This is a genomic window from Olsenella sp. Marseille-P4559, from assembly GCF_900605015.1.
Lineage (GTDB): Bacteria > Actinomycetota > Coriobacteriia > Coriobacteriales > Atopobiaceae > Tractidigestivibacter.
This window is the reverse complement of the sequence record NZ_LR027573.1, coordinates 983836-1003687: the sequence shown is the minus strand read 5'-3', so window position 1 is coordinate 1003687 and position 19852 is coordinate 983836. Positions and strand designations below refer to the sequence as shown.

General features: G+C 70.1%; 20 protein-coding genes. 6 read left to right on the top strand and 14 right to left on the bottom strand.

What is annotated here, in order from left to right:
• Position 1: 1 nt before the first annotated feature.
• On the bottom strand, positions 2-214 hold the full coding sequence (locus E0E00_RS04670) for a YlcI/YnfO family protein (protein ID WP_227561562.1): 213 nt from the start codon (positions 212-214) through the stop codon (positions 2-4).
• Positions 215-382: 168 nt separating this feature from the next.
• Entirely contained in the window at positions 383-658 is a 276-nt protein-coding gene (locus tag E0E00_RS04665; RefSeq protein WP_052118776.1) for a hypothetical protein, read from the bottom strand.
• A gap of 547 nt (positions 659-1205) precedes the next feature.
• Here E0E00_RS04665 and E0E00_RS04660 point away from each other — a divergent pair.
• From E0E00_RS04660 to E0E00_RS04635, 6 genes are all read left to right on the top strand, one after another.
• Entirely contained in the window at positions 1206-1577 is a 372-nt protein-coding gene (locus E0E00_RS04660; RefSeq protein WP_096227021.1) for a YraN family protein, read from the top strand.
• A gap of 205 nt (positions 1578-1782) precedes the next feature.
• Complete coding sequence (locus E0E00_RS04655; protein WP_033499416.1) at positions 1783-2547, top strand: ParA family protein; 765 nt, start codon at positions 1783-1785, stop codon at positions 2545-2547.
• Entirely contained in the window at positions 2534-3490 is a 957-nt protein-coding gene (locus E0E00_RS04650) for a ParB/RepB/Spo0J family partition protein (protein ID WP_096227022.1), read from the top strand. Before E0E00_RS04655 ends, E0E00_RS04650 begins: the two co-directional genes overlap by 14 nt.
• 210 nt (positions 3491-3700) lie before the next feature.
• Entirely contained in the window at positions 3701-4147 is a 447-nt protein-coding gene (locus tag E0E00_RS04645; RefSeq protein WP_015540324.1) for a CopG family transcriptional regulator, read from the top strand.
• Positions 4135-5406 (top strand): relaxase/mobilization nuclease domain-containing protein, encoded by a 1272-nt coding sequence (locus E0E00_RS04640; RefSeq protein ID WP_096227023.1) that lies wholly within the window; start codon positions 4135-4137, stop codon positions 5404-5406. The genes E0E00_RS04645 and E0E00_RS04640 overlap by 13 nt, the downstream gene beginning before the upstream one ends.
• Positions 5403-5957 carry a hypothetical protein gene (locus E0E00_RS04635; RefSeq protein WP_073293304.1) on the top strand — a complete coding sequence of 185 codons (555 nt, stop codon included), beginning with the start codon at positions 5403-5405 and terminating at the stop codon, positions 5955-5957. The genes E0E00_RS04640 and E0E00_RS04635 overlap by 4 nt, the downstream gene beginning before the upstream one ends.
• Before the next feature lie 205 nt (positions 5958-6162).
• Here E0E00_RS04635 and E0E00_RS04630 read toward each other — a convergent pair whose 3' ends face one another.
• The 12 genes from E0E00_RS04630 to E0E00_RS04575 form a co-directional block, all read right to left on the bottom strand.
• A complete protein-coding gene (locus E0E00_RS04630) occupies positions 6163-6894 on the bottom strand; it encodes a class B sortase (RefSeq protein ID WP_130811362.1) in 732 nt (243 codons plus the stop codon).
• Between the two features lie 72 nt (positions 6895-6966).
• Positions 6967-9696 (bottom strand): VaFE repeat-containing surface-anchored protein, encoded by a 2730-nt coding sequence (locus E0E00_RS04625; RefSeq protein WP_096227024.1) that lies wholly within the window; start codon positions 9694-9696, stop codon positions 6967-6969.
• A 12-nt stretch (positions 9697-9708) separates the two neighbouring features.
• Positions 9709-10167: a DNA gyrase gene (locus E0E00_RS04620; protein WP_073293310.1), complete on the bottom strand. Its 459-nt coding sequence runs from the start codon at positions 10165-10167 to the stop codon at positions 9709-9711.
• Between the two features lie 109 nt (positions 10168-10276).
• Positions 10277-11278 (bottom strand): hypothetical protein, encoded by a 1002-nt coding sequence (locus E0E00_RS04615; protein ID WP_200831540.1) that lies wholly within the window; start codon positions 11276-11278, stop codon positions 10277-10279.
• A gap of 2 nt (positions 11279-11280) precedes the next feature.
• Positions 11281-12000, bottom strand: coding sequence for a hypothetical protein (locus tag E0E00_RS14670; RefSeq protein ID WP_197678260.1), 720 nt, complete (start codon positions 11998-12000; stop codon positions 11281-11283).
• 9 nt (positions 12001-12009) lie between these two features.
• Positions 12010-13356: an NlpC/P60 family protein gene (locus E0E00_RS04605; RefSeq protein WP_242622129.1), complete on the bottom strand. Its 1347-nt coding sequence runs from the start codon at positions 13354-13356 to the stop codon at positions 12010-12012.
• A 257-nt stretch (positions 13357-13613) separates the two neighbouring features.
• The gene (locus E0E00_RS04600) at positions 13614-16091 is read right to left on the bottom strand and encodes a VirB4-like conjugal transfer ATPase, CD1110 family (RefSeq protein WP_073293312.1); all 2478 of its coding nucleotides are present in this window, start codon (positions 16089-16091) and stop codon (positions 13614-13616) included.
• Positions 16060-16485, bottom strand: a complete 426-nt coding sequence (locus E0E00_RS04595) for a PrgI family protein (protein ID WP_073293314.1) — start codon at positions 16483-16485, stop codon at positions 16060-16062. The genes E0E00_RS04600 and E0E00_RS04595 overlap by 32 nt, the downstream gene beginning before the upstream one ends.
• A gap of 12 nt (positions 16486-16497) precedes the next feature.
• Positions 16498-16713, bottom strand: a complete 216-nt coding sequence (locus E0E00_RS04590) for a hypothetical protein (RefSeq protein ID WP_006234636.1) — start codon at positions 16711-16713, stop codon at positions 16498-16500.
• 83 nt (positions 16714-16796) lie between these two features.
• Positions 16797-18614 carry a VirD4-like conjugal transfer protein, CD1115 family gene (locus E0E00_RS04585; protein ID WP_075279310.1) on the bottom strand — a complete coding sequence of 606 codons (1818 nt, stop codon included), beginning with the start codon at positions 18612-18614 and terminating at the stop codon, positions 16797-16799.
• Entirely contained in the window at positions 18611-19162 is a 552-nt protein-coding gene (locus E0E00_RS04580; protein ID WP_075279311.1) for a hypothetical protein, read from the bottom strand. Before E0E00_RS04580 ends, E0E00_RS04585 begins: the two co-directional genes overlap by 4 nt.
• Positions 19163-19219: 57 nt before the next feature.
• The gene (locus E0E00_RS04575) at positions 19220-19753 is read right to left on the bottom strand and encodes a hypothetical protein (protein WP_006234633.1); all 534 of its coding nucleotides are present in this window, start codon (positions 19751-19753) and stop codon (positions 19220-19222) included.
• Between the last annotated feature and the right edge of the window lie 99 nt (positions 19754-19852).

The following is a 19852-nucleotide window of genomic DNA, read 5'->3' as shown; positions in this document are numbered from 1 at the left end:
TCTATGCCCCCTTTTTCGCGAGCTCTTCGATCATGCAGGTGCGCACGAAGGCGGAGAAGCTCATGCCCCGCAGGGCCGCCTCCTCCTTCGCCGCGTCGCGCAGGGTGTCGGGGATGCGCAGGGTCACGGAGACCTGGTCGCCGTCCACCAGGAAGCTTCTGATCTCGGTCTCGTCGGGATTGCTCTTGATGAGCTCCTTGTAGCTGTCGGGCATCTGCGCTCCCATCGCTCGAAATGCAATACAAATGCGTTTGCAGCATTATAACGCGACGGCACGCGGCGGCACTGGGAATGCGAGGACAGCCGATGTCCAGGCTTTATATGAGCGCGGACGGCGATGGACGCCCTGATCGGGCTTGGATGGCCGCTTTCGTTCGGGTCCTCATCTCTCGTTTTCGCGAGGTTTGGCGTTTGCCCATTCCTCGGCGTAGAGAACCTCGTTCTGAGCCTCCAAGATTCGCGCGGCGTCGCCGATGCGCTCGGCGCACCTCTCACTTATCGACTTCAGGGCCAGAATCCCCTCGACGTCGAGCGGGTCCAGCTGGTCGGCATGCGCCAGGGACTCGAGCAGCTGGTCCAGGCCCCTCGCCAGCCTCCCGGCATCGCACACGGCATCGATGAGCTCGATGCGCTCCAACTTCTCTTCGTGGCTCAACATCAGCTCGCCTCCTTCTCTCAACGGACGTGTCGCGCAGCACCGTAGCCGTTCCATGCGGAGAACCATCTCGCCGCCCGCGGTCCCGTGCGCATATCGGCCGCAAGCGGCACGGGAAAGCCGTCCGTCCCGACTCATGCCGCGGCGCCGCGACTCGGGAACCCGCCTCCGTCCCCGCCACGACGTCGTCGTCAATCCCCGCGGGAGCCCAGCAACCGCCGATGGGCCGCATCCCATGCCCGGAGGGTCTCGGCGCCCACGCCGGATTCCATGCCGCACGCCTGCGCCCCTTTGATCCGAATACCCGCCCCGGCGCTCCTTGGACGCGCAGGGTCGCACGCCGGCAGGCGGCCAGCAAGGGCCGCGACACTTTTTCGGGTTCTTCGCCCCATGCGCTCCGCGCGCGAACAACGCGAAAAACTGCCGTCGGGAGACTTCTATTTCCATGCCCGACTTCGCTTCCTCCCTTGCAGGCACGCCCGCGCTGCATGCGACTCACGCGGCGCAAGGCACGCCACAGGGGCGGGCCTCAGAGTCTAAGGAGCAAGACATGAACGACATGAAGGAAAAGGCGATGGGCGCGGTCAAGGCCTTCCTCGAGCGCAAGGGCTACGAGATCGTCGACGAGGCCTGGCAGGGACCCGAGGGCATCGGCGGGATCGACCTCGTGGCGGTGGACGAGGACGGGACCCTGGTCTTCGTCGACGCCACGGTCCGGATCGGGACGGACGGCTTCCCCGAGGCCCACAGGGCGCGCGGGCTGCGCGAGGCGCTGGCGGCGAGGTGGCTCGCCGGCAACGGCGACGACTACGCCGACACCCCGGTCCGCTTCGACGAGGTGGCGATGATGGTCGTCAAGGAGAACCGCGCACTCCTTCGCCACCACATCAACTGCTTCGGCGAGATGGAGCCGCTCTCCTAGGCGGCGCGCCCGGCCCCGGGCTCCCGGGGCCGGGCTTTCCCCCGAAACCGGCCCCTGTACCACGAAAACGTACATATACGTACGTTTTCGTGGTACACTCCGCTTGTCGGACAAATCCGTACGGTTTTGTCCCGACGCTCCGAGACTCGGGGCGCGCCGGACCGGATGCGGCGAGGCGCGCCCCACGCTAGAGAGGACGCGACCCATGCGCACGATAGCCATTTCCAACTACAAGGGCGGCGTCGGCAAGACGACGACCGCCGTCAACCTGGCGGCCATCTTCGCCGCCAGGGGCCTTCGGACCCTGCTCGTCGACCTCGACCCGCAGGCGTCTGCCACCGACTTCTTCGGCCTCTACGACCGCGCCGCCTCCGAGCGCCGCACCTCGGTCGAGCTGCTCTACGGCGGCGCGCCCGTGGAAGAGGTCGCTTACGCCGCCGGGGAGGGCCTCGACGTGGTGGCCTCGACCATCGACCTCGTCGACCAGAACGAGATGCTCCTGCGCGAGCAGCGCCTCAAGTTCGCCCTCGACGACGCCTCGGGCTCCTACGACGTCTGCCTCATCGACTGCAGCCCCGTGATGCGCAGGCTCGCCTTCAACGCCTACCTCGCCGCAACGGAGGGCGGCATGGTCGTCATCCCCGTGAAGCTCGACTCCACCGTGATGCGCGGCACGGCGCTCACCGTGGAGGCGACGCGCTCCATCGCGGACGCTCTGCGCATGCCCACGCCCAGATGGAAGATACTGCGCACCTGCGTGCCCGGCCGCATGACCAACGCCGAGGCCACGGGCGCGGCCGTGCTCGACGGGTTCTTCCCGGGCGAGCAGTTCGAGACGGTCATCCACGCGAGCAGCAAGGTCTGCGAGGGCAGCTGGCAATGGAAGCCGGTGGCGGCCTTCGAGCCGGGGAGCCGCCCCGCACGCGACTACGAAGCTCTCGCCGACGAGGTGTCCCGTGAGCTCGCCTAGCCAGGTGGCCGCGGGCTTCACCATCACGGGGCTTCTCGACGGCGCGTCGCGCACCCGCGGGCGCTACCCGGTGTCCGAGATAGCGGTGGCCGACATCGCCGACCACCCGGCGAACGCCGCCTACTCCATGGACCCAACGGGGATAGCCGAGCTCGCCGAGTCCATACGCGAGGACGGCCTCACCGACCTGCCGCTCGTGCGCAAGGTCGGCGACGGCTCGTGGCAGATGGTCTCCGGGCACCGGCGCAAGGCCGCCTACGCGCTGCTCGCCAAGGACGACCCCGCCTACGAGAAGATGCCCTGCCGCGTGATAGAGGGCATCGACGACGAGCGGGCGGTGACGCTGCTCCACGCCGCGAACTACTTCACCCGCGCGCTCACCGTGACCGAGCGCGCCGCAGCGACCGAGGCGCTCAGGGGCGACGCCGTGCGCCTGCGCTCCGAGGACCCGTCGCTTTCCGGCATGCGCGTCGACGACGTGAAGGCCGCCATCATCGAGCGGCAGACGGGCCGCAAGGTCTCCGGCAAGACCATCGCGCGCGAGGAGAGGCTTGCCCGCCGCATCGCCGAGGACCTCTCGCCCGAGTGGGCCGCCGAGGCCGACCGCGGCAACCTCAGCGCCGAGGCGGTGCGCACGCTCGCGGGCATGCCGAAGGAGCGCCAGGCGGAGATGCACGCCGCGATGGAGCCCTGGCGGCGCACCAAGCGCGAGCTCTCCGACTACGTGAGGAGCGAGGGCAAGACGCAGGCAGGCCCCGACGGCCGCATCGCGAAGGCCGCGAGGCTCGTCGCCGACTTCCTGGAGAGCCCGCCCGAGAGCCCGAGCCCGGCCGACCTCTCGCTGCTGCGGGAGATGGCGCTCATGACCGCGCCCTACACGGATGCGGGCACCGATGCCCGAAAGCGCCGCAGAAGGGCCTCAGGCCCGAAATCCAGCAAGTAGCCTATGGCGTCCGACATCGCGTCGGGCGTCCATAGCACTTGGGGACCGGGCGGCCTCGGACCCGTCATGCCGCGGGCCGTTCGGGAGCCCGCTTTCGCGAGGCCCGGTCCCAGAGGCGGCGCCCGAGCCGGGCCGCCGCCTGCGGGGGATCCCCCGCACCCCTAGAGAGACGCGCCCGCCGCGCGGCGGGCCCGAGGAAAGGAATCCGCCATGGAAGAGGAAGCCGGCGCCGCCAAAGGCAAGGAGCGCCGCGTCACGTTCCGCATGGAGGGAGGCGACTACGACGCGCTCTGCGAGCGGTGCGAGCGTGCCGGCCTCAGCAAGTCGGAGTACCTGCGCTACCTCGTTCGCATACCGCTGTCGACGGAGGCCAACGCGGGAGACGAGCACCGCATACTCGTGGACCGCAGAGCCCTGTGGGCGATGTCGCGAGAGCTCACGAAGTGGGGCTACCACTACAACCAGGCCGTGCACGCGATGAACCTCATCAACTTCCACGCCCGCCACGGGCACGTCGACCGCGACCTCGTCGCGGATAGCATCCCGACGATCGAGCGCGAGCTCGCCGACGTGAACGCCGCGGCCCGAGAGATGGCGGCGGAGCTCGGTCGCATCGGCGCCGACTCGCTCGTGGAGGGCTCGCCATGCCGATCCTGAAGCCGATAAGCGGCCACGGCTCGACGGGCGGCATCCGCCGCTACCTCGAGAAGGGAGGCCGCGCCCTGGCGCGCGACCTGTTCAACCTGAGCTACGACGAGCGCGACGCCGGCGCGCTGGGGGAAGACGCCAAGGAGGCCTGCGCCTGGGACGCCGAGATGGACGCCACGCGCGCCGCGTTCGGCACGGACGCACCCTGGAGGGGCAAGCCCGCGCGCACGTTCAAGCACTTCGTGCTCTCGCCGGACCCCGGCGACGACATCGACCTGGCGACGCTGCGCGAGCTCGCGTGCTCGTGGGCGCTCAGGCACTTCGACGACCACGAGATCGCCATCGTCTACCACGACGACAACGCCCGCGGCATACCGCACGCGCACATCGTCGTGAACAACGCCAACCTCCGCACCGGCTACCGCATGCAGACCCAGCACCCCGAGGACCTCAACCGAGACCTGCAGGACATGGCGCGCGAGCGCGGGCTGTCGGGGCTCTCCAACGACCGGGCGCCCGAATCTCCGTCGAAGGCGCGCGGGCGGGCAGGTGCGGGCGGGCCCAGGAGCCGCAGGAGCGTCTACCTGGGCCGGGCCGAGAAGGAGATCATGCGCTCGGGCGGCTACTCGTGGGTCGGCGACATCCGCGCCCGCGTCGCGCTCGCCAAGACCACGGCGCGCGACGAGGCGGAGTTCTTCGGCATCCTCGACGCCCTGGGCGTGCACGTCGCCGACAACTCGGCCAAGGCGCGGCGGGACGACTGGGTGTTCAGCCTGGCGGAGGAACCGTCCAAGAAGGTAACCGGCGAGCGCCTGGGGTTCGTCTACGGCAAGGAGATGCTGCGCCGGCGCTTCGAGCGCGAAGGCGCCTACCGCCCCACGGACGCGAGCGCCGCGCGGATCCGCGAGGCCGCCGAGCGAGCCCTCGAGCTCAACGACCTCTCGGAGCTGAGCAGGCTCTCCTCGGCGCTCGAGACGTGCGCGAAGTTCGACGTCGAGTCCATCGAGGAGTTCGGGCTCAGGATGGCGACGCTCGAGCGGCGCGGCCAGGCGGGCGGCGAGGGATACCGTCGCCTCGAGGCCGCCCGCGCCTACATGGCCGAGAACGGGCTCATGCCGCTCAAGACCCGCTACGGGGACGGTGAAGGGCGCGACGATGCCAGCGGCAATTCGCGCCAGTGCCACCGAGCGGACGAGCAACAGCGCATCCTCGCCGCCGAGCGGCAGCGGGCCCAGCAGGACCAGCGCAGGGAGAGGGGCCGGAGATGATGGTGAGGATAGAGTACGAGGGCGGCAGGACGACGCTGTTCGACACGCTCTCGTTCACGGAGGGGTCGCCGTTCTCCGGCGCGAACATGCTCACGGAGTTCGAGCTCGAGATGCGGGAGGAGCCCGAGAAGGGGCTCTGGCTCACGGCGAACTGGCACCAGGTGCGCGACGACTGGCGCGCCGACGCGCCCGCGGACGGGATACCGGCCGCGCGCAGGTCCCGTGGCTGGCGCTTCATGCTGGCCTCGGAGGCCGAGCTGGGGCGAGCCCGCCGCGTCCTGCTCGACGGCGACGAGGCGTTCGCCCGGGTGCGGGGCTTCCTGTGCGACGCGGCCGCGATCGGCGCCTGCTACCGCGAGCACGTGGGCCCTCCCTCAAAACCGCTGAAATCGCAGATAAGGGACCTGCAGCGCGCTCTGGGGAGGGCAGAGGTCCCGGGCGTGCCCGACGAGCTGGCGAGGCTGCTCGCGCAAGAGAAGGAGGAGGGCGCCGACGAGGGCGCCCGCAAGGTCAAGGAAGATTGGGGTGACGTCGATGAAGAGGCTTGGTAGGTTCCTCATGGCGGCGCTTAAGGTCACGCTGGGCTTTTTCGTCTGGCTGTTCCGTGCCGTGTTCAAGTGGGTGATGTGAGAAGAGGCGGGCAATTGCCCGCCTCTTTCCGTTGTGCGATTTCGATTTCCCACGGCTAGTCCCGGTCGTCGTCGCCGGCTGCGCAGCAGGCGTAGGCCGTGAGCGTGAGGAGCCCCATGAGGAGCCCTATTCCGAAGGGCGCGAATCCCATCCTTCCACCTCCTTCGCGTAGACGACGGTGCGCGAGTTGCTCGTCTGGTAGCTGCACGTCACGAAGGCCCAGGCCTGCGCGATGTCCGCCGGCTCTTCCAGGACGACCTCGCACTGGGACAATTTGTCCCCGAGGTAGGCGGCGAGCTCCGCCGCGTCGGCGAAGTCGGTCCGCTTGCCCTCCGAGCTCGCGTCGACCACGTCGGCCGCGAAGACCTTGAGCTCGATCGCCTTCTCGCGGGTGTAGACCCGGATGGTGCGGTGCCCCTCGGCGAAGTCGCGCGACGAGTACTGCGCGAGCGGCGCGAACATGGTGCCGTCGGACATGTGGTGCCCGTAGACGATGACGAGCGGGCTCTCGGCACCCTGCGCGCACCCGGCATCTATGTAGGGAGCGCCCCACGCGGATCTTTCGCCGCCGGCGTCGTGCGTGAGGTAGAAGTCGGGCGATTCGGGCCGGCCCTGGACGATCGGGTAGTCGACGGTCGTGCCCGGCACGCGCACCCAAGCGACGACGGAGGCGGGAAGGGCGTCCCAGTCGATGCCGCCTCCCGTCTCTTGAGCCTCCATTGTCGCGTCCTCTTCCGCAGTAGGCACCTCGTGCACCTCGTAAGGGTTCCTCTCGGACAGCGGCAGGACGGCGAGCGCCCCCATCGCCAGCAACGCCACGGCAATGGCGAGCGCCGTGGCGGCTTTCCCTTTGTTCATGTCCTCCCCCGTTCGCAGGGGAGGCCCCGGGCGAGCGCCCAGGGCCTCCGGTTCGGTATCGATGCGGCGCCGCTACTCTTCCGGCTCTTCGTCTGCCGCGTCCTTGCTTGCGCCGGCCGTCTTGCGCTTGCGGTACGCGAGCGCCCCGCCCGCACCCGCCGCAGCTGCCAGAGCGATGCCCGCGGCCACGGCGTAGCCGGTGCCGTCGGGGGCGTCGGCCCCGGTCTTGGCGTAGGGCTCCTCGGGGACCTCGGGCGTGCCGGGGTTGTCCACGACGACGCTCTGCTCGGCGGAGTCGATGTCCTCGTGGGCCGCCACGACGTTGCCGGCGGAGTCCAGGACCTTCTCGAAGACGACGAGCTCGTCTCCCTCGGCCAGGCCCTCGGTGTCGAACTCGAAGGTCACCTCGACGGTGCCGGAGGGTGCCTCGGGCTCGAAGGGCGTGCGCGCGGTCACCTCGTTGCCGTCCTTGTCGAGGAACGGCTCTCCGGTGCCCTTGTCCATGAGCGTGCCCACGGCGATGTAGGTCTCGCCGGGGACGAGGCCCTTGTAGGCCACCGTGTCGATGACCTTGGCCTTGCCGGCCTCGATGACCTGGTCGCCGTCGGCGGCGTCGGCCGCCTGCGTGCCCACCTCGACGGCGACGTGGACTGTCTGGCCCTCGTCGGAGAGGTCCGCGTGCGACGCCACCTCGGCCTCGTCCTTGCGTAGGCTCTCGAACGCGACCAGGTCGCGGCCGCCGAGCAGGCTCGCGTCGAAGGCGATCTCGACGTCCTGGCTGCCGGTCGAGAGCGCGGGGGCGAACTCGGCCTTGGCCTCCACGGGCACGCCCGAGGCGTCGGCCACGGGCTCGCCGGTCGCCTTGTCGACGAGGGTGGCCGAGAGCTCGTACTCCTCGCCGGCCTTCAGGCCCTCGTAGGCGACGGTGTCGACGACCTTGGCCTCGGCGTCGGCCGAGACGTCCTTGTCGCCGTCCGCCCCGTCCTTTGCCGTGGTGGAGATGCGCGGGCCCTCCTGGTCGTCGAGGCCCATCCACACGGCCTTCGCGACCGTCGAGTCGCGATCGACCCAGAAGCTCCTCGTGATGAGCTCGAGGCCCTCGTTGGCATCGCAGCGCAGCTCGGTCATGGTGTAGGCGCCGTACGGCAGGGCCGCCAGCGAGTCGTCGACCGGCGCCGAGGAGCCGTCCTCGCCGAGCGAGAACCAGATGCCGGCCTTCGGGTCCATTTCGGCGGGCTCGATCGGACCCTCATGGCCGAGCAGGGCGTCGTTGGCGTTGGTGTCCCTCGAGTGCCTGTTCCAGCTGCTCGCGGTCGACGCGTCGCCGTTGCGGTCCGTGACCAGCACGTGAGTCTCGCCGGTGGCCGCGTTCTCGATGGCGAACGGGACCATGAGGCCGGCGTTGTCGGACTCGCTCTTCTTGGAGAGCTCGAGGTCGTTGCGCACCACCTGGTCGCGGAACTCGAGCGCGGCGCCGTCCGCGGAGGCGCTCACGATCTCGCCGCCGGTGCGGACCTCGAAGGTGCGGGGCTCGCCGTCGGTCAGCAGGTAGCTCCCGTTCGTCGCCGTCTCCCGCACGTCGTAGGTCCCGTACGGCAGTGCGTCGGCCGCGGTCTGCGCGGTGTAGGCGCCGGCCTCGTCGTTCCATGCGGTGGTCAGCGTGGCCACGGCTTCGCCCGGCTCGCGCCATTCGCCGTCAACGAGGACCTTGTGCGCCGAGCGGTTCGTGACGGTGAACTCGATCCCGTCGAGGCCGGGGTGCTCGCCAGGCGCCTCCTTGTGGCCGCTGCCCGCGAGCGCCTCGGACGCCTGCAGCTCCTTGTCGGACTTGGTCACCTGCACGCCGCCGCGGAAGACCTCGTCGGTCACGGGGTCGCCCGTGAGGTCGCGCATCTCGTCGGCCTTCACGGTGAACGTGACGGAGGCGTCGCTGGCGTCGTAGCCCTCGGGCGCGCCGGACTCGACGATGCGGTAATTGCCCGCGGGGAGGGTGTCGGCGCCGGTCGCGGCGACGTGCGACCCGTCCTCGGGCGCGGTCTTTATCGTGGCGCATACCTCGCCGTCGGCGTAGTACTTGCCGCCGACCAGCACGTAGCGGCCGGTCTCGTTAACGACGGAGAAGCTCGCGCCGTCGAGCGAGGCGTCGCCCTGGGGCTCCGCGCCCGCCTCGGAGTCCGTTTTGGCGACCTTGACTCCGCCCGTGGACCAGCTGAAGCTCACGAGCGTCTGAGAGCCGCCGCCGGTCCTGACGCAGAATGCCTCGAACCCGGCGGATACCTTGCCGGCGCCCGCCTTCATCTTGGCGAAGGTCCCGCCGATCAGCTCGGATTTCGCCCAGGAGGCGAACTCGGCGCTCGTGCCGTGCGTGGCAGCCGACTCGGACCCAGAGTAGGCGTAGGCGATGAGCACGTGGCTCGCCGCGGCGTACTTCGCGTCGTCCCAGCCGCCGCCGTCGTACCAGCTGCCCGGGAACATCGACGCGTCGAAGCCGGGAGAGCCGAACGAGTACCAGATCGCCGCTGTCACGTCGCCGCTCGGCACGGGGCTCGTCGAGTAGGAGCCCGGCGCGGGCGTCGGGGACGAGGGCTCGGCGCAGTAGGCGATGTTCCCGTCGGCGCTCATCCACGTGGTGGCGAAGCCGCCGTAGGGGATCTTGCCGCCGATGGACACGTCTACCGTGCTCGGCGCGGCGTAGGCGGGCGAGGCCGCCACGGAGGCGAGCAGCGCCCCCGCCGCCAGGATGAGCGCCATGGCGCATCGGAGGAGCTTTTCCTGCAGGGTGCAGTCTTTCGCTGCGTTCATCTTTCCGCCTCCCTATCTCTCGACGCTTCGCTGTGCGCGGGGCGCCTCGTGCTCGGCGGCGCGGCTCGCCTGGCGGGCGTGCTCGGCGCGCTCCGCGAGGTAGCGCGAGCGCCCTGCGTCAACGGCCTCCTTGAGCTGCGCGGGCATGACCTTCACGGTGTCCTTGACCGCGCGGCCGTCCTCGTCGAGCTCGGGCTGGCCGTCCGGGCCCATCACCGTCTTCCTCAGCCACACCTCGCGGTTCGCGAGCAGCGGTATGTCCCGGAAGTCGGCCCCCTTGAAGCGGCTCTCGTTCACGAACATGGGGCTGAACTCGTAGCCTCCCACGTCCACGCCGTCGACGACGGTGCCCTTGGGAAGGGTCGCCGAGTTGAAGGTCCTGGTCTCGCCGGTCGCGCGGTCGGTGTACTCGATGCCCTCGCGCACGAAGCTCTTGTGCAGCGAGAGGTACACGTTCTTCCTCTCTTCCATGTCTTTCCTCCTTTTCGTTTTCAATCGGTCCTTGTCTTCATCCGCCGGGACGCGTGCCCCGGCGCGGTGCCCCTATCTCATGGCGACCGCCCCCTTCCTCGCTTTTCCGCTAGAAGCCGCTCACGATGTCGCGCGCCCAGGAGCCGCTCTTCACGAGGGCCAGGATGAGCAGCACGCACATGGCCAGGTACTGCAGCGCGTAGGTGAGCCCGTTTGCGACCGCGTCGGCCGGGGTGCCCGTCCCGGGGTTCGCCCCGGTGAGCCCGCCGAGCACGAGCGGGAACGATATGAGCAGCACGAGGATGATGACGCCGGCGATGCAGACCGCCCCGAAGCTCTTCAGGTAGCCAAGGCCTATCTGGCGCGTGGCGTCCATGCCGAGGAACGCCAGCGGGATCGGGGCGAACGCGGCCATGATGTAGAGCTGGAGCGCGCGGGCCCAGCAGACCACGAGGGCGACGACGTAGGCCGCCAGCACCACGACCCAGCTGATGAGGCTCACGACGAGCATGGCGATGAGCGACGGGATGTCGTCGTCGGTGGTGACGACGGACGCCTCGGGCAGGTCGAGCGCGCCTCCGGCGCCGAAGAGCGCCTCGACTCGGTCGATGGCGAGCCCGCAGACCTCGTAGATCGACGCCATCAGGTCGAAGCTGTTCTGTATGAGGAACAGGAACACGGCGAAGAACACGAGGAGGAAAACGACCTCCTTGACGCCGGGAAGGCTCTGGCTGCCGTCCATGCGCTGGGAGATCTCGATGAGCTTCAGGGTGAAGACCAGGCCGAGCACCCCGCACCCGATCGGCAGGATGGCAACCTGCCATACGCCCCGGGCGACGTCGTGCATGGTCAGGTCGCTCGAGCTCGTGAGCATGTGCGCGAAGTCGGCCGAGAGGATCCCGTTCGCGCCGATCGACCCGAGCACGCCCGTCTGAGCCTTGAACATCCAGTTGCAGCAGTCTCGCAGGAGGCCGCACAGCCAATCGTTGACGTCCCCGGCTATGTCGGCGTATGCCGGCTGCGCGGGGACGAGCAGGAGCGCGCAGAGGGCGAACGCCGCCGCGGCGGAGATGGCGAACGCCCTGCGGCGCTGCGCCTTGAGCGCCCGCACGGCTACATCGCCTCCAGCGAGCCGCCGCGCGAGACCACGGTGACCACCGTCGAGGCGGGGTCGTCGAGCGTGAAGGTCGTCGACGCGACGTTCCCGGCGTAGTCGAGCCACACCTCCTTGTCCCAGGTGGCTCCCGCCGCCTGCGGGGACACCTCCGCCGCCTTCCCGGCGACGGCCTCCTCGATGGCGGCGGCATCCGCGCCCAGCGCCTCGGAGAGGCGGTCGTCGGTGCCGGTCACGGAGAACGCTCCGTCTTGCGCCTTCTGGAGCGCGTAGGCCTGCGTCAGGAGGTCGCATGCCAGGGTGCGGGCGTCCCCGTCGCCCGAGACCTGGATGAGCGAGAGCCCTCCCGCCTTGTCGCCGGTTCCCTTGACCTCGATGGGCACGCTGAGCACGCCGCCGGCCTCGGAGGGCTCCTCGGCCGAGAAGAACCAGGCGCGCTCGGTGCCGCCCGCGCTCTCCACCATGGCGCCCTCGACGATCCGCAGCGTGGCTGTCGGGTCGTCGGCGCCCGTCCATGCGGTGTTCCAGAGCGCCTCGGCGCCCGAGGCGGCCTTCCCGGTTGCCGCGTCGGCGCCTGCAGCCGCGGGCTGCTCTTGCTCCTGGGGACTATCCTGCGCGCCTTCCTGCGGGGCGATGGCGCAGCGCGCCGCGCCCGCGCCGAGCGCCACGGTGAGCGCGCCTGCCGCGACGGCGGCCATGACCCTTGACTTTCCCTGCATTGGTTTCTCCTATCTCGCGGTGAGCGCGCAGCTGAAGCTGCCGATGCCGCTCGCTATGCGGCACACGTCGCCCGTTCGCGGCTCGTGTATGTACCTGTCGTCGCCGATGTAGATGGCCACGTGGCCCGAGCGGTAGAGGATGTCGCCGGGCTTCGCCTCCGAGAGCGGTATGCGCCTGAGCTCCTCGTACTGGGAACCCGTGTAGTGGCTTATGCGGATGCCCGCCTGCGCGTAGCAGTACTGCGTGAGCCCGCTGCAGTCGAGCGCCTTGCCGGGGGTCGAGCCTCCCCACACGTAGGGCACGCCGAGCTGGCTGTACGCCGCCTCGACGATCGCGTTCCCGTTCGCGGCCGGGTACTTCAGGTCCTCGACCGTCATGGAGTCGAGCCGGTAGAGGCCCCATTGCGCCATGATCGACTTCAGGGACTCGACGTAGGACGAGTCGGTCGCCCAGCCGGCGTCCTTGAGCCCCTCGGCCATCCTGTCCGAGTCGTGCCTCTCGATCGCCTCCCGGATGAGGGCGTTGCCCGAGTAGCGCTCCGCCTGCAGGAAGACCCTGCTGCGGAAGCGGATGCACTCGGCGTCGCCGGTGAAGCGGATGAAGCTCGCCGTGATCTGGGTGTGCTCGCCGGGCACGTACTCCTCGCTGGTGGCCCAGTTCGCCTTGCCGGCCACCTCGGGGCAGCCCGCGTAGCCCGACCACCACTTCATGCCGAAGAGGTTGTGGTCGCGCTCTGCGAGCTGGCTCATGCGGTCGCCCTGGCCGGACTCCTGGATGATCTGCGCGATGGTGCAGCCCGCCGGGTGCCCGTACTCCTCCTGGCACTCGAGCGCCGCCTCGACCATCTCGTAGGTGATGTAGGGCGGCAGCCCCTCGAGGCCCTGCTTGGAGGCCGCGTCGTCCCAGAAGCCGAACAGCGCGCTCAGCAGCTGCGCGACGGCGAGCGCGCAGGCGACGAAGGCCACGATGCCGGCCACCGCCCCGAGCAGGGCGGGCGCTGCGCCCGAGACCGCGCCCGCGATCGCGGAGGCGGCGCCCTTCGACCCCGCGGCTCGGGCCGCCTCGCCCGACGCCTGCGCGGCCGCCTGGGCCGCCTGGTGCTTGGCCGGGGCGGTCGCGCCGGCTGCCTCGGGGCCGCGCGCGCCTCCCTTTGGGGCGCCGAGCGCGGTTGCCGCCTTGCGGCTGCCTTGGGCTGCTTTCTTCGCCTTCCTCTGCCGCAGCCTTCCCGCGGCCTTCTTGGCCGCACGCCCCGCGTCGTACATGCCCGAGGCGCCCTCGAGCTCCTCCGAGTCGTCGAGCTGGGAGACGGCCTCCCGGGCGATCGCCAGCTTCGCCGCATCGACGCGCGAGCGCATCGCGGCCGCCGCGCGCCGGTCGCCGGCTGGTTGGGACAATTTGTCCCCGAGCCCGCCTTCCGGCGCGTCGGGCCTGGAAGGGCGCCCCTTCGCCGTTGCGGCGGGGCCTCCCGCCTCGTCGAGCGGGCCGGCGCCCTCCGAGACGTTTCCCAGGGCGTCGCGCTCGGTCTCCGCGACGTCGCCCGCGGTGAGCACGTCGCGGCGCTGCGCCCCGACCACCTCGAGCATCCCGCCGCCCTCGCTCGGGCCGGCCATTCCTATTCCTCCGCCTCTCGCGCCGCCCGGCGCATCTCGCGCTCGGCGACCTCTGCGGGCTTGGTGTTCCACAGGTCGTAGAGCGGGCCTTTCGGGAAGTCGTCGGTGATGGGCACGCGGATCCCGGCGCTGATGAGCAGGCCCTCGCCGGGCTTGACGGCGTCGCCGATGTAGCCGCGCTCCGTGGCGGAGAGCTGGAGCATCTCCGCCCATGCGTCGAGGTCGGCGGTGGACTGCTTGTGCAGCAGGAAGAACTCGGAGTTGAGCACCATGTCGCGGGCCTCGGCGTTGGCCAGCATGTGGCTCGTGTTCTGGCTGATGCCGGTGCAGATGAGGCCGAACTTGCGCCCCTCGCGCCACAGGCGGGCGAAGTACTCGACCACCGTCGGGTGCGCGAAGAGGCTCTGCACCTCGTCGATGTAGAGCCAGGTGTAGTTGGGGCGCGGCGGCGTTACCATCACGCGGTTGCGCACCATCTCGAGCGCCGTGATCATGCCGAACACGCGCATGTTCTGGCCGAGGCCGTGCATGTCGATGTTGGTGATGCGGTTGTCGAGCGCCACGTTGCTCTGGCCGTTGAAGAAGGAGAACGCGCCCTTCACGTAGCGCTCGTAGCGCAGCGCGATGTCGGCGGCCTCGGGCTCGGGCTGAGCGAGCAGCGCCGCGTGGAAGTCGCCGAGCGTGGGCAGGCGGCCGTCCCTCGCGCACTCCCGGTACGCCTCGCCGACGCAGCGGGCGATGATCGAGCGGTCGCGCTCCGGCAGGCCCTCGCGGCCCTCGGCCATGAGCGCGCTCGAGAGCGCGAGCACCGCGTCGGTCTTGTACGCGAGCTTGGCGGCGTCGGCGCGGTCCGCGACGTCGGCGGTGTCGAGGGGGTTGAGCACCGCCGAGCATCCCGGGGCGAGCTCGACGTTCGCGCCGCCGAGCGCGCCGACGAGGTTGCCGTACTCGCCGGCCGGGTCGAAGATCACGACCTCGTCCTCGGGGTGCGCGAGCACGGTGTTGGTTATCTCGCGCTTCACCGAGAAGCTCTTGCCCGATCCGGGCTTGCCGCACACGAAGCCCATGGGGCTCGCCAGGCGCTTGCGGTCGCACAGCACCAGGTTCCCGCTCTCCCTGGACTGCCCGTAGTAGCCTCCGCCCGCCTCGTCGAGGCTCTGGCTGGCGAAGGGCATCTGCATGGCCACCTGCCCCGTGGTGAGGTAGCGGCTCACGGTGACGTGGTTGTCCCCGAGCGGGAGCACCGAGTTGAGAGCCTGGCGCTGCCGGAAGTGGAGCGGCTCGAGGCCGATCGTGCAGCCCTGCGCGACGCTCGTCACCTGCTGGACGCGGCGGTCGAGCTCCTCGAGGCTGTCGGCCCAGGTGTAGACGAGGCCCGTGTAGACGAACAGGCGCTCGGACTTGTTGCGCAGGAAGTCGAGCAGCTCCTCGGCCTCCTCCTTCGAGAAGCGCAGCTCGGGCGGCAGGATCTGGTAGTCGTAGCCCTTCTTCACGGCGCTCATCTGCTCGTCGATGATCTCCTTGTCCATCCAGTCGATCTGGCGCTTCACGAGCGCGAGCGCCTCGCTCTGCGCGATGGGCTGCACGTGCAGCGTCACGTTGAGCGGCAGCGGCAGGTCGATGATGGAGGCGAGGTAGGTCTCCTCGATGACCGACCCGAAGCTGCGCACCGCGAGCACCGCGCCGTAGCGCCCGTCGCTGCGGAAGCAGTCGGACCTGCCCTCGGGCTTGAAGTCGAGCGTGGAGGGCATGACGAAGTCCTTCGTGCGCGCTCCCGACGTCGGGGACAATTTGTCCCAGGAGAACTCGAAGCGCGACCCCGGGCGCAGCTGCCCCTGCAAAAGCTCGAGCCTCTCGACGCCGTCGAGGGCGCGCGACGAGCAGCGTATGCGCGCGAGCGTCTGCTCCACGTCGCCCCGGATGCGCGCGAGCTTGGGCACCGCGGCGTCGACGTCGTCGGCGCCCACGGCGTAGGTCAGGTAGCGGTGGCGCACGAGGTTCGAGACGCCCTCGCGCATCTTGTCGTTGAGGATCCGGTTGTACTCTTCGGCGAGCCCGGCGGTGGCGCGCTCCCCGGGCTCGAAGAAGACCTTGCGGCCGACCTCGTCGGCGGGGATGGGCGCGTTCACTACCTGGAGCTGCACGTGGGAGTCCGCCGGGAAGTAGTTGAACAGCGAGCTCATCACGGTGAAGGCCGTCTCGCGCGCCTCCTTGCGCGCGGACTGGTAGCTGATGTCGGAGAACTCGACCGTCTGGCTGAACACCCCGGGCATCACCTGGGCGATGCCGTCCCTGTACATGGCGTCGTAGCCGACGTAGGCGGCCATCTCGCGCGAGCGGTCGCGCTCCCGGCGGCGCCTCTGCCGCTCGGCCTCCGCGCCCTTCGAGGCGTCCTTGCGCCCGCCCGTGCCGCCGAGGAGCAGCCCGAGGGTGCTCGGGCGCTTCGGCCTATTCTCCTTGTTGCTTCTTGCTCGGCTCATAGAGCTCGGCTCCTTTCTTCCTTGCCCTGCGCCTCGCGCGACGTCCCGGGCGGCCCGGGCGCGGCGAGCCCTCGGGGAGGCTCCCGGCGAGGCAGGGCTCGTACGCGAGCAGCTGCGGGGAGAGCTCGTGTGCCGCCAAAAGCGGCAGCAGCTCCTCGGCGCGCATGCCGAAGGGCCGCCAGAACCCGGCGAGCCAGAACGGCATGCTGCAGAGCATGATCGGGAAGGCCGCGTCCGCGACGTCGGCGTGCAGGCCCAGGTGGACGAAGGCCGCCGCCCCGACCGCGCTGCCGAAGCCGAGCGACACGCATGCGAGCGTGCGCAGGCTCATCTTCCCGACGATCTTCTCCTCGTACTCGCCGATGTCCTTCTGCACCGGTATCCGGAGCGCCATCCGCGACGCCCCCTATGCCGGCAGCCAGGACGTGTCCAGCTGCCCGAAGTAGACCGACGCGGCGATGATGATCGCGCCGCCGGCGATGGTGGAAATGGCGGTCGCGATCTGCGGGCCGCCCTGCTGCTCCCTGATGGCCAGGCCGAGCGAGACCGCTCCCCACACGACCAGGAAGCCGCCGAGGAAGGTCACGCAGCCCGACACGAGCTTGATGACGTTTGCGAGCATGCTGTTCTCCTTTGCTTTCGGTTGACGATGTTCCTTGCTGTTCCTCCCCCGCGGCGGGGGAGGCCCGCGCCGTCGCGGCCCCGTCACGAGGCGCCGTCCTTCCGCCTGCGGTACTCCGCGAAGTCAAACGGGCCGCGGCGCGCGGCCTCCTCGAGCAGGCTCGAGCGCGGGTGGCGCTCGAGCCGGTACTTCCGGTCCATGAGCGGCATGCACCCGTTCACGAGCACGAGCGCGTCCTCGCGCGGCATGCGCGCCACCTCGGCGGGCTGTATGAGGTCGCGCTCGGAGATGCCGCGGTTCACGGTCCGGGTCCAGCCGGCGCCCCGCGAGTCGCTCTGCGTCTCGCTCGCCACCGTCTGCTTGCCGGCCATCTTGCTGATCTCCTCGTTGGTCTCGTTCGCCTTGCCGCCCAGGTAGAGCAGCGTGTCGCAGGCGTTCACGATGGTCTCGGCGTTGTTGTCGCCGTAGGTCTCCTTCAGCTGCGAGAGCGACTGGACGATCATCGAGACGGCGATGTTCCTGCTGCGGGTGACGGCGATGGTCCGCTCGAAGTCTGGTATGCGCCCGATGTTGGCGAACTCGTCGAAGACGAAGTGCACCGTCGTGGGCAGCGAGCCGCCGTGCGCCTCGAGCGCCTCGGCGCAAAGCGCGCTCACGGCTGTGTCCATGAGCAGGGCGAACAGGAAGTCGAAGGTCGAGTCGGTGTCGCTCATAGACGCGAAGAGCGCGACCTTCGCGCCCTCGTCGCCCATGTGGGCGAGGTCGAGCTCGTCTTTGGAGGTGAGGTCGCGCACGGCGCGGATGGAAAGCGGCTTCAGGCGGACGTTGCAGCTCGAGAGCATCGACTTCATGGTGTCGCCGGCGGCCACGCGGAACTCGCGGTAGCTCGCGAGCGCGAAGTCGTCGGGGGGCGCGGGCTCGCGGACCTTGACCCACTCCCACGCGCCGTCCTCCTCGGCGAAGCCGCGCAGCGAACCGCCCTCCGCCGAGGCGCCGCCGCGCCTGACGTAGCGCTCGCCGGTCTCCAGCTCGCGGAACACCATGTCGAGCGGGCTCATGTAGCCCGGGTCGTCGCGGGCGTCGGCGAGCGAGAGCAGCGTGAGCAGCCCGTCGAGGTTCCGGTCGGCGGGCTCGCAGTGCATGACGAGGTAGGCCGTGAGCGCGGTGTAGACCAGGCGCTCGGCCTTCTCCCAGTAGGGGTCGCCCTTGTGGTCGGCCTCGCCCTCGGTGTTGGCGACGATGCCGCGGGCGAAGCGGATGACTCCCGCCTCGTCGCTTATGTAGGCTATGGGGTTGAAGCGCATGGAGCGCGTGAAGTCGATGGTGTCGAACGCGCGGATCTCGTAGCCGAGCTCCGCCAGCGCGCCGCCCATCTCGCGGATGAGCGTGCCCTTCGGGTCGGTCACGAAGAAGCTGGCGTTGGCCTGCAGGAGGTTCGGCTTGACGTAGTAGCGCGTCTTGCCGGTGCCGGGTCCTCCAACCACGAGCACGTTGTCGTTGGTGTCGGTGGAGAGGTCGAACCTGCGGCTCACGAGGCGGATGCGCGCGTTGTCGGTGAGGATGATGTTGTTGTCGGGGTCCTTGGGGTCGCCGAAGGGCGCGATGTCCTTGCGCGTGGCCCACCTGGAGCTACCGTGCTCCTCGCCGTCGCGCCGGGCCCCCTTGGTCCCCAGTGAGCGGGCCCAGGCGAAAAGTGCGCCGCACGCGCAGGCGGTCCCGGCGCACAGGGGAAGCGCCTCCGCGGAGAAGACGTGTCCCGCGCGGAGCGCTGCCGGGATCGCCGCCATGGCGGCCTCCGGGTCGAGGATCGGGTTCGCGCCCGACGCCGCTATTGCCGCGGCCGCTGCGTCTCCCATGGCGAACGCGGCTGCGGCCAGCGCGGCCGCCGCCTGCCACCTCATCTCTCGGGCCCCTCGATCTGGCGCGGGCCGCGGTCCCGGCCGATGTCCTGGCTGTGGGCCCTCGACGCCTCGCGCGCACGCTCCGCGCGCTCCGCCAGCCGCTCGGGCTCCTGGCGCCTCTCGGCGATCTCGGCTAGCCGCTCCCTCGCGCGGTCAGCGGCCTTGCCCGTCTCTTGCTCCAGCTGGCGGAAGGCCTCGTCGACCTCGGGGGCGTCCTCCACCTTGAAGAGCAGCCAGTCGCGGCCCTCGCCGGGGATGATGTGGTGCTCGACCGACGCGGCGCGCAGCTTGTCGGAGACGACCTCCTTGATCGTCGCGTACTCGGGAAGCCCAGAGAGCTCCTCGAGGCTGAGCTTCGCGTAGGTCGGCACGCCGTCGGCCGCGATGGCCTCGGCGCGCCCGCCGGCGATGGTCCCGCGGATTCCCGCGAGGCGCTCGGAGAGCTCCCTCGCGCTGCGCGCCATTGCCTCGGCGCCGGCCTCCTGGCCGATCCTCAGCATCCAGTCGAGCAGCTTGCCGCCCGCCTCGTCCCCGTAGTCGCTCGCCATCCCGCGCCTCCCTTCCAGTCGAGATGAAAAAGGGGCGCCTTCGCGCCCCGGTCGTCCCTATTCGGCCCCGACGGCCCTCTCGCGCGCCATTGGGGCGCGGGCTTCCTGCCCGGCGTGCGCGCGGCTCGCCTCGCGGGCGGACGCGGCGCGCTGCGCCAGCGGCTCGGGAGACTTCTCGTGCAGATGGGCCCACTCGCCGCTGCGGCACTGCTCCGGCGTCGCCTCGCACATGTCGCGCATGGCGCGCTCGAACCGCTCGGGCTCCTGGGCGATGGCGCCGAAGCTCCAGCTCTCGAAGCCGGTCCACGCGTCGCCGTCGCGCTTGAGCGTCCACCACTCGTCGCCGCCGTTCACCTGCTGGATGAACGCGAGGTCGCGGTAGCAGAACCCCTGGCGTATGGCCCAGTTGCCCGAGCCCAGCGCCTCGCGGAGCCTGTCGACGCTGTCCGTGCGGGAGAACTCGTAGGGGTACTCCTCGAGGAACGGGTCGTCCTGCCAGTCGAAGCCGCCGACCTTGAGCCAGCCGTTCTCCTGGCACTTCTCCACGAGCCCGTCGTGCTCGCGGCCGGTTATCCTCTCGAAGCCGTCCATGGGCCCTCCGCCTTTCGTTTGTTGCTTGGCGGGCGGCGTCCTCGCGATGGGGGCACGGTGCGAGTCGGAGCAGACGTGCGTGCTGGCGCGTCGGCGCCG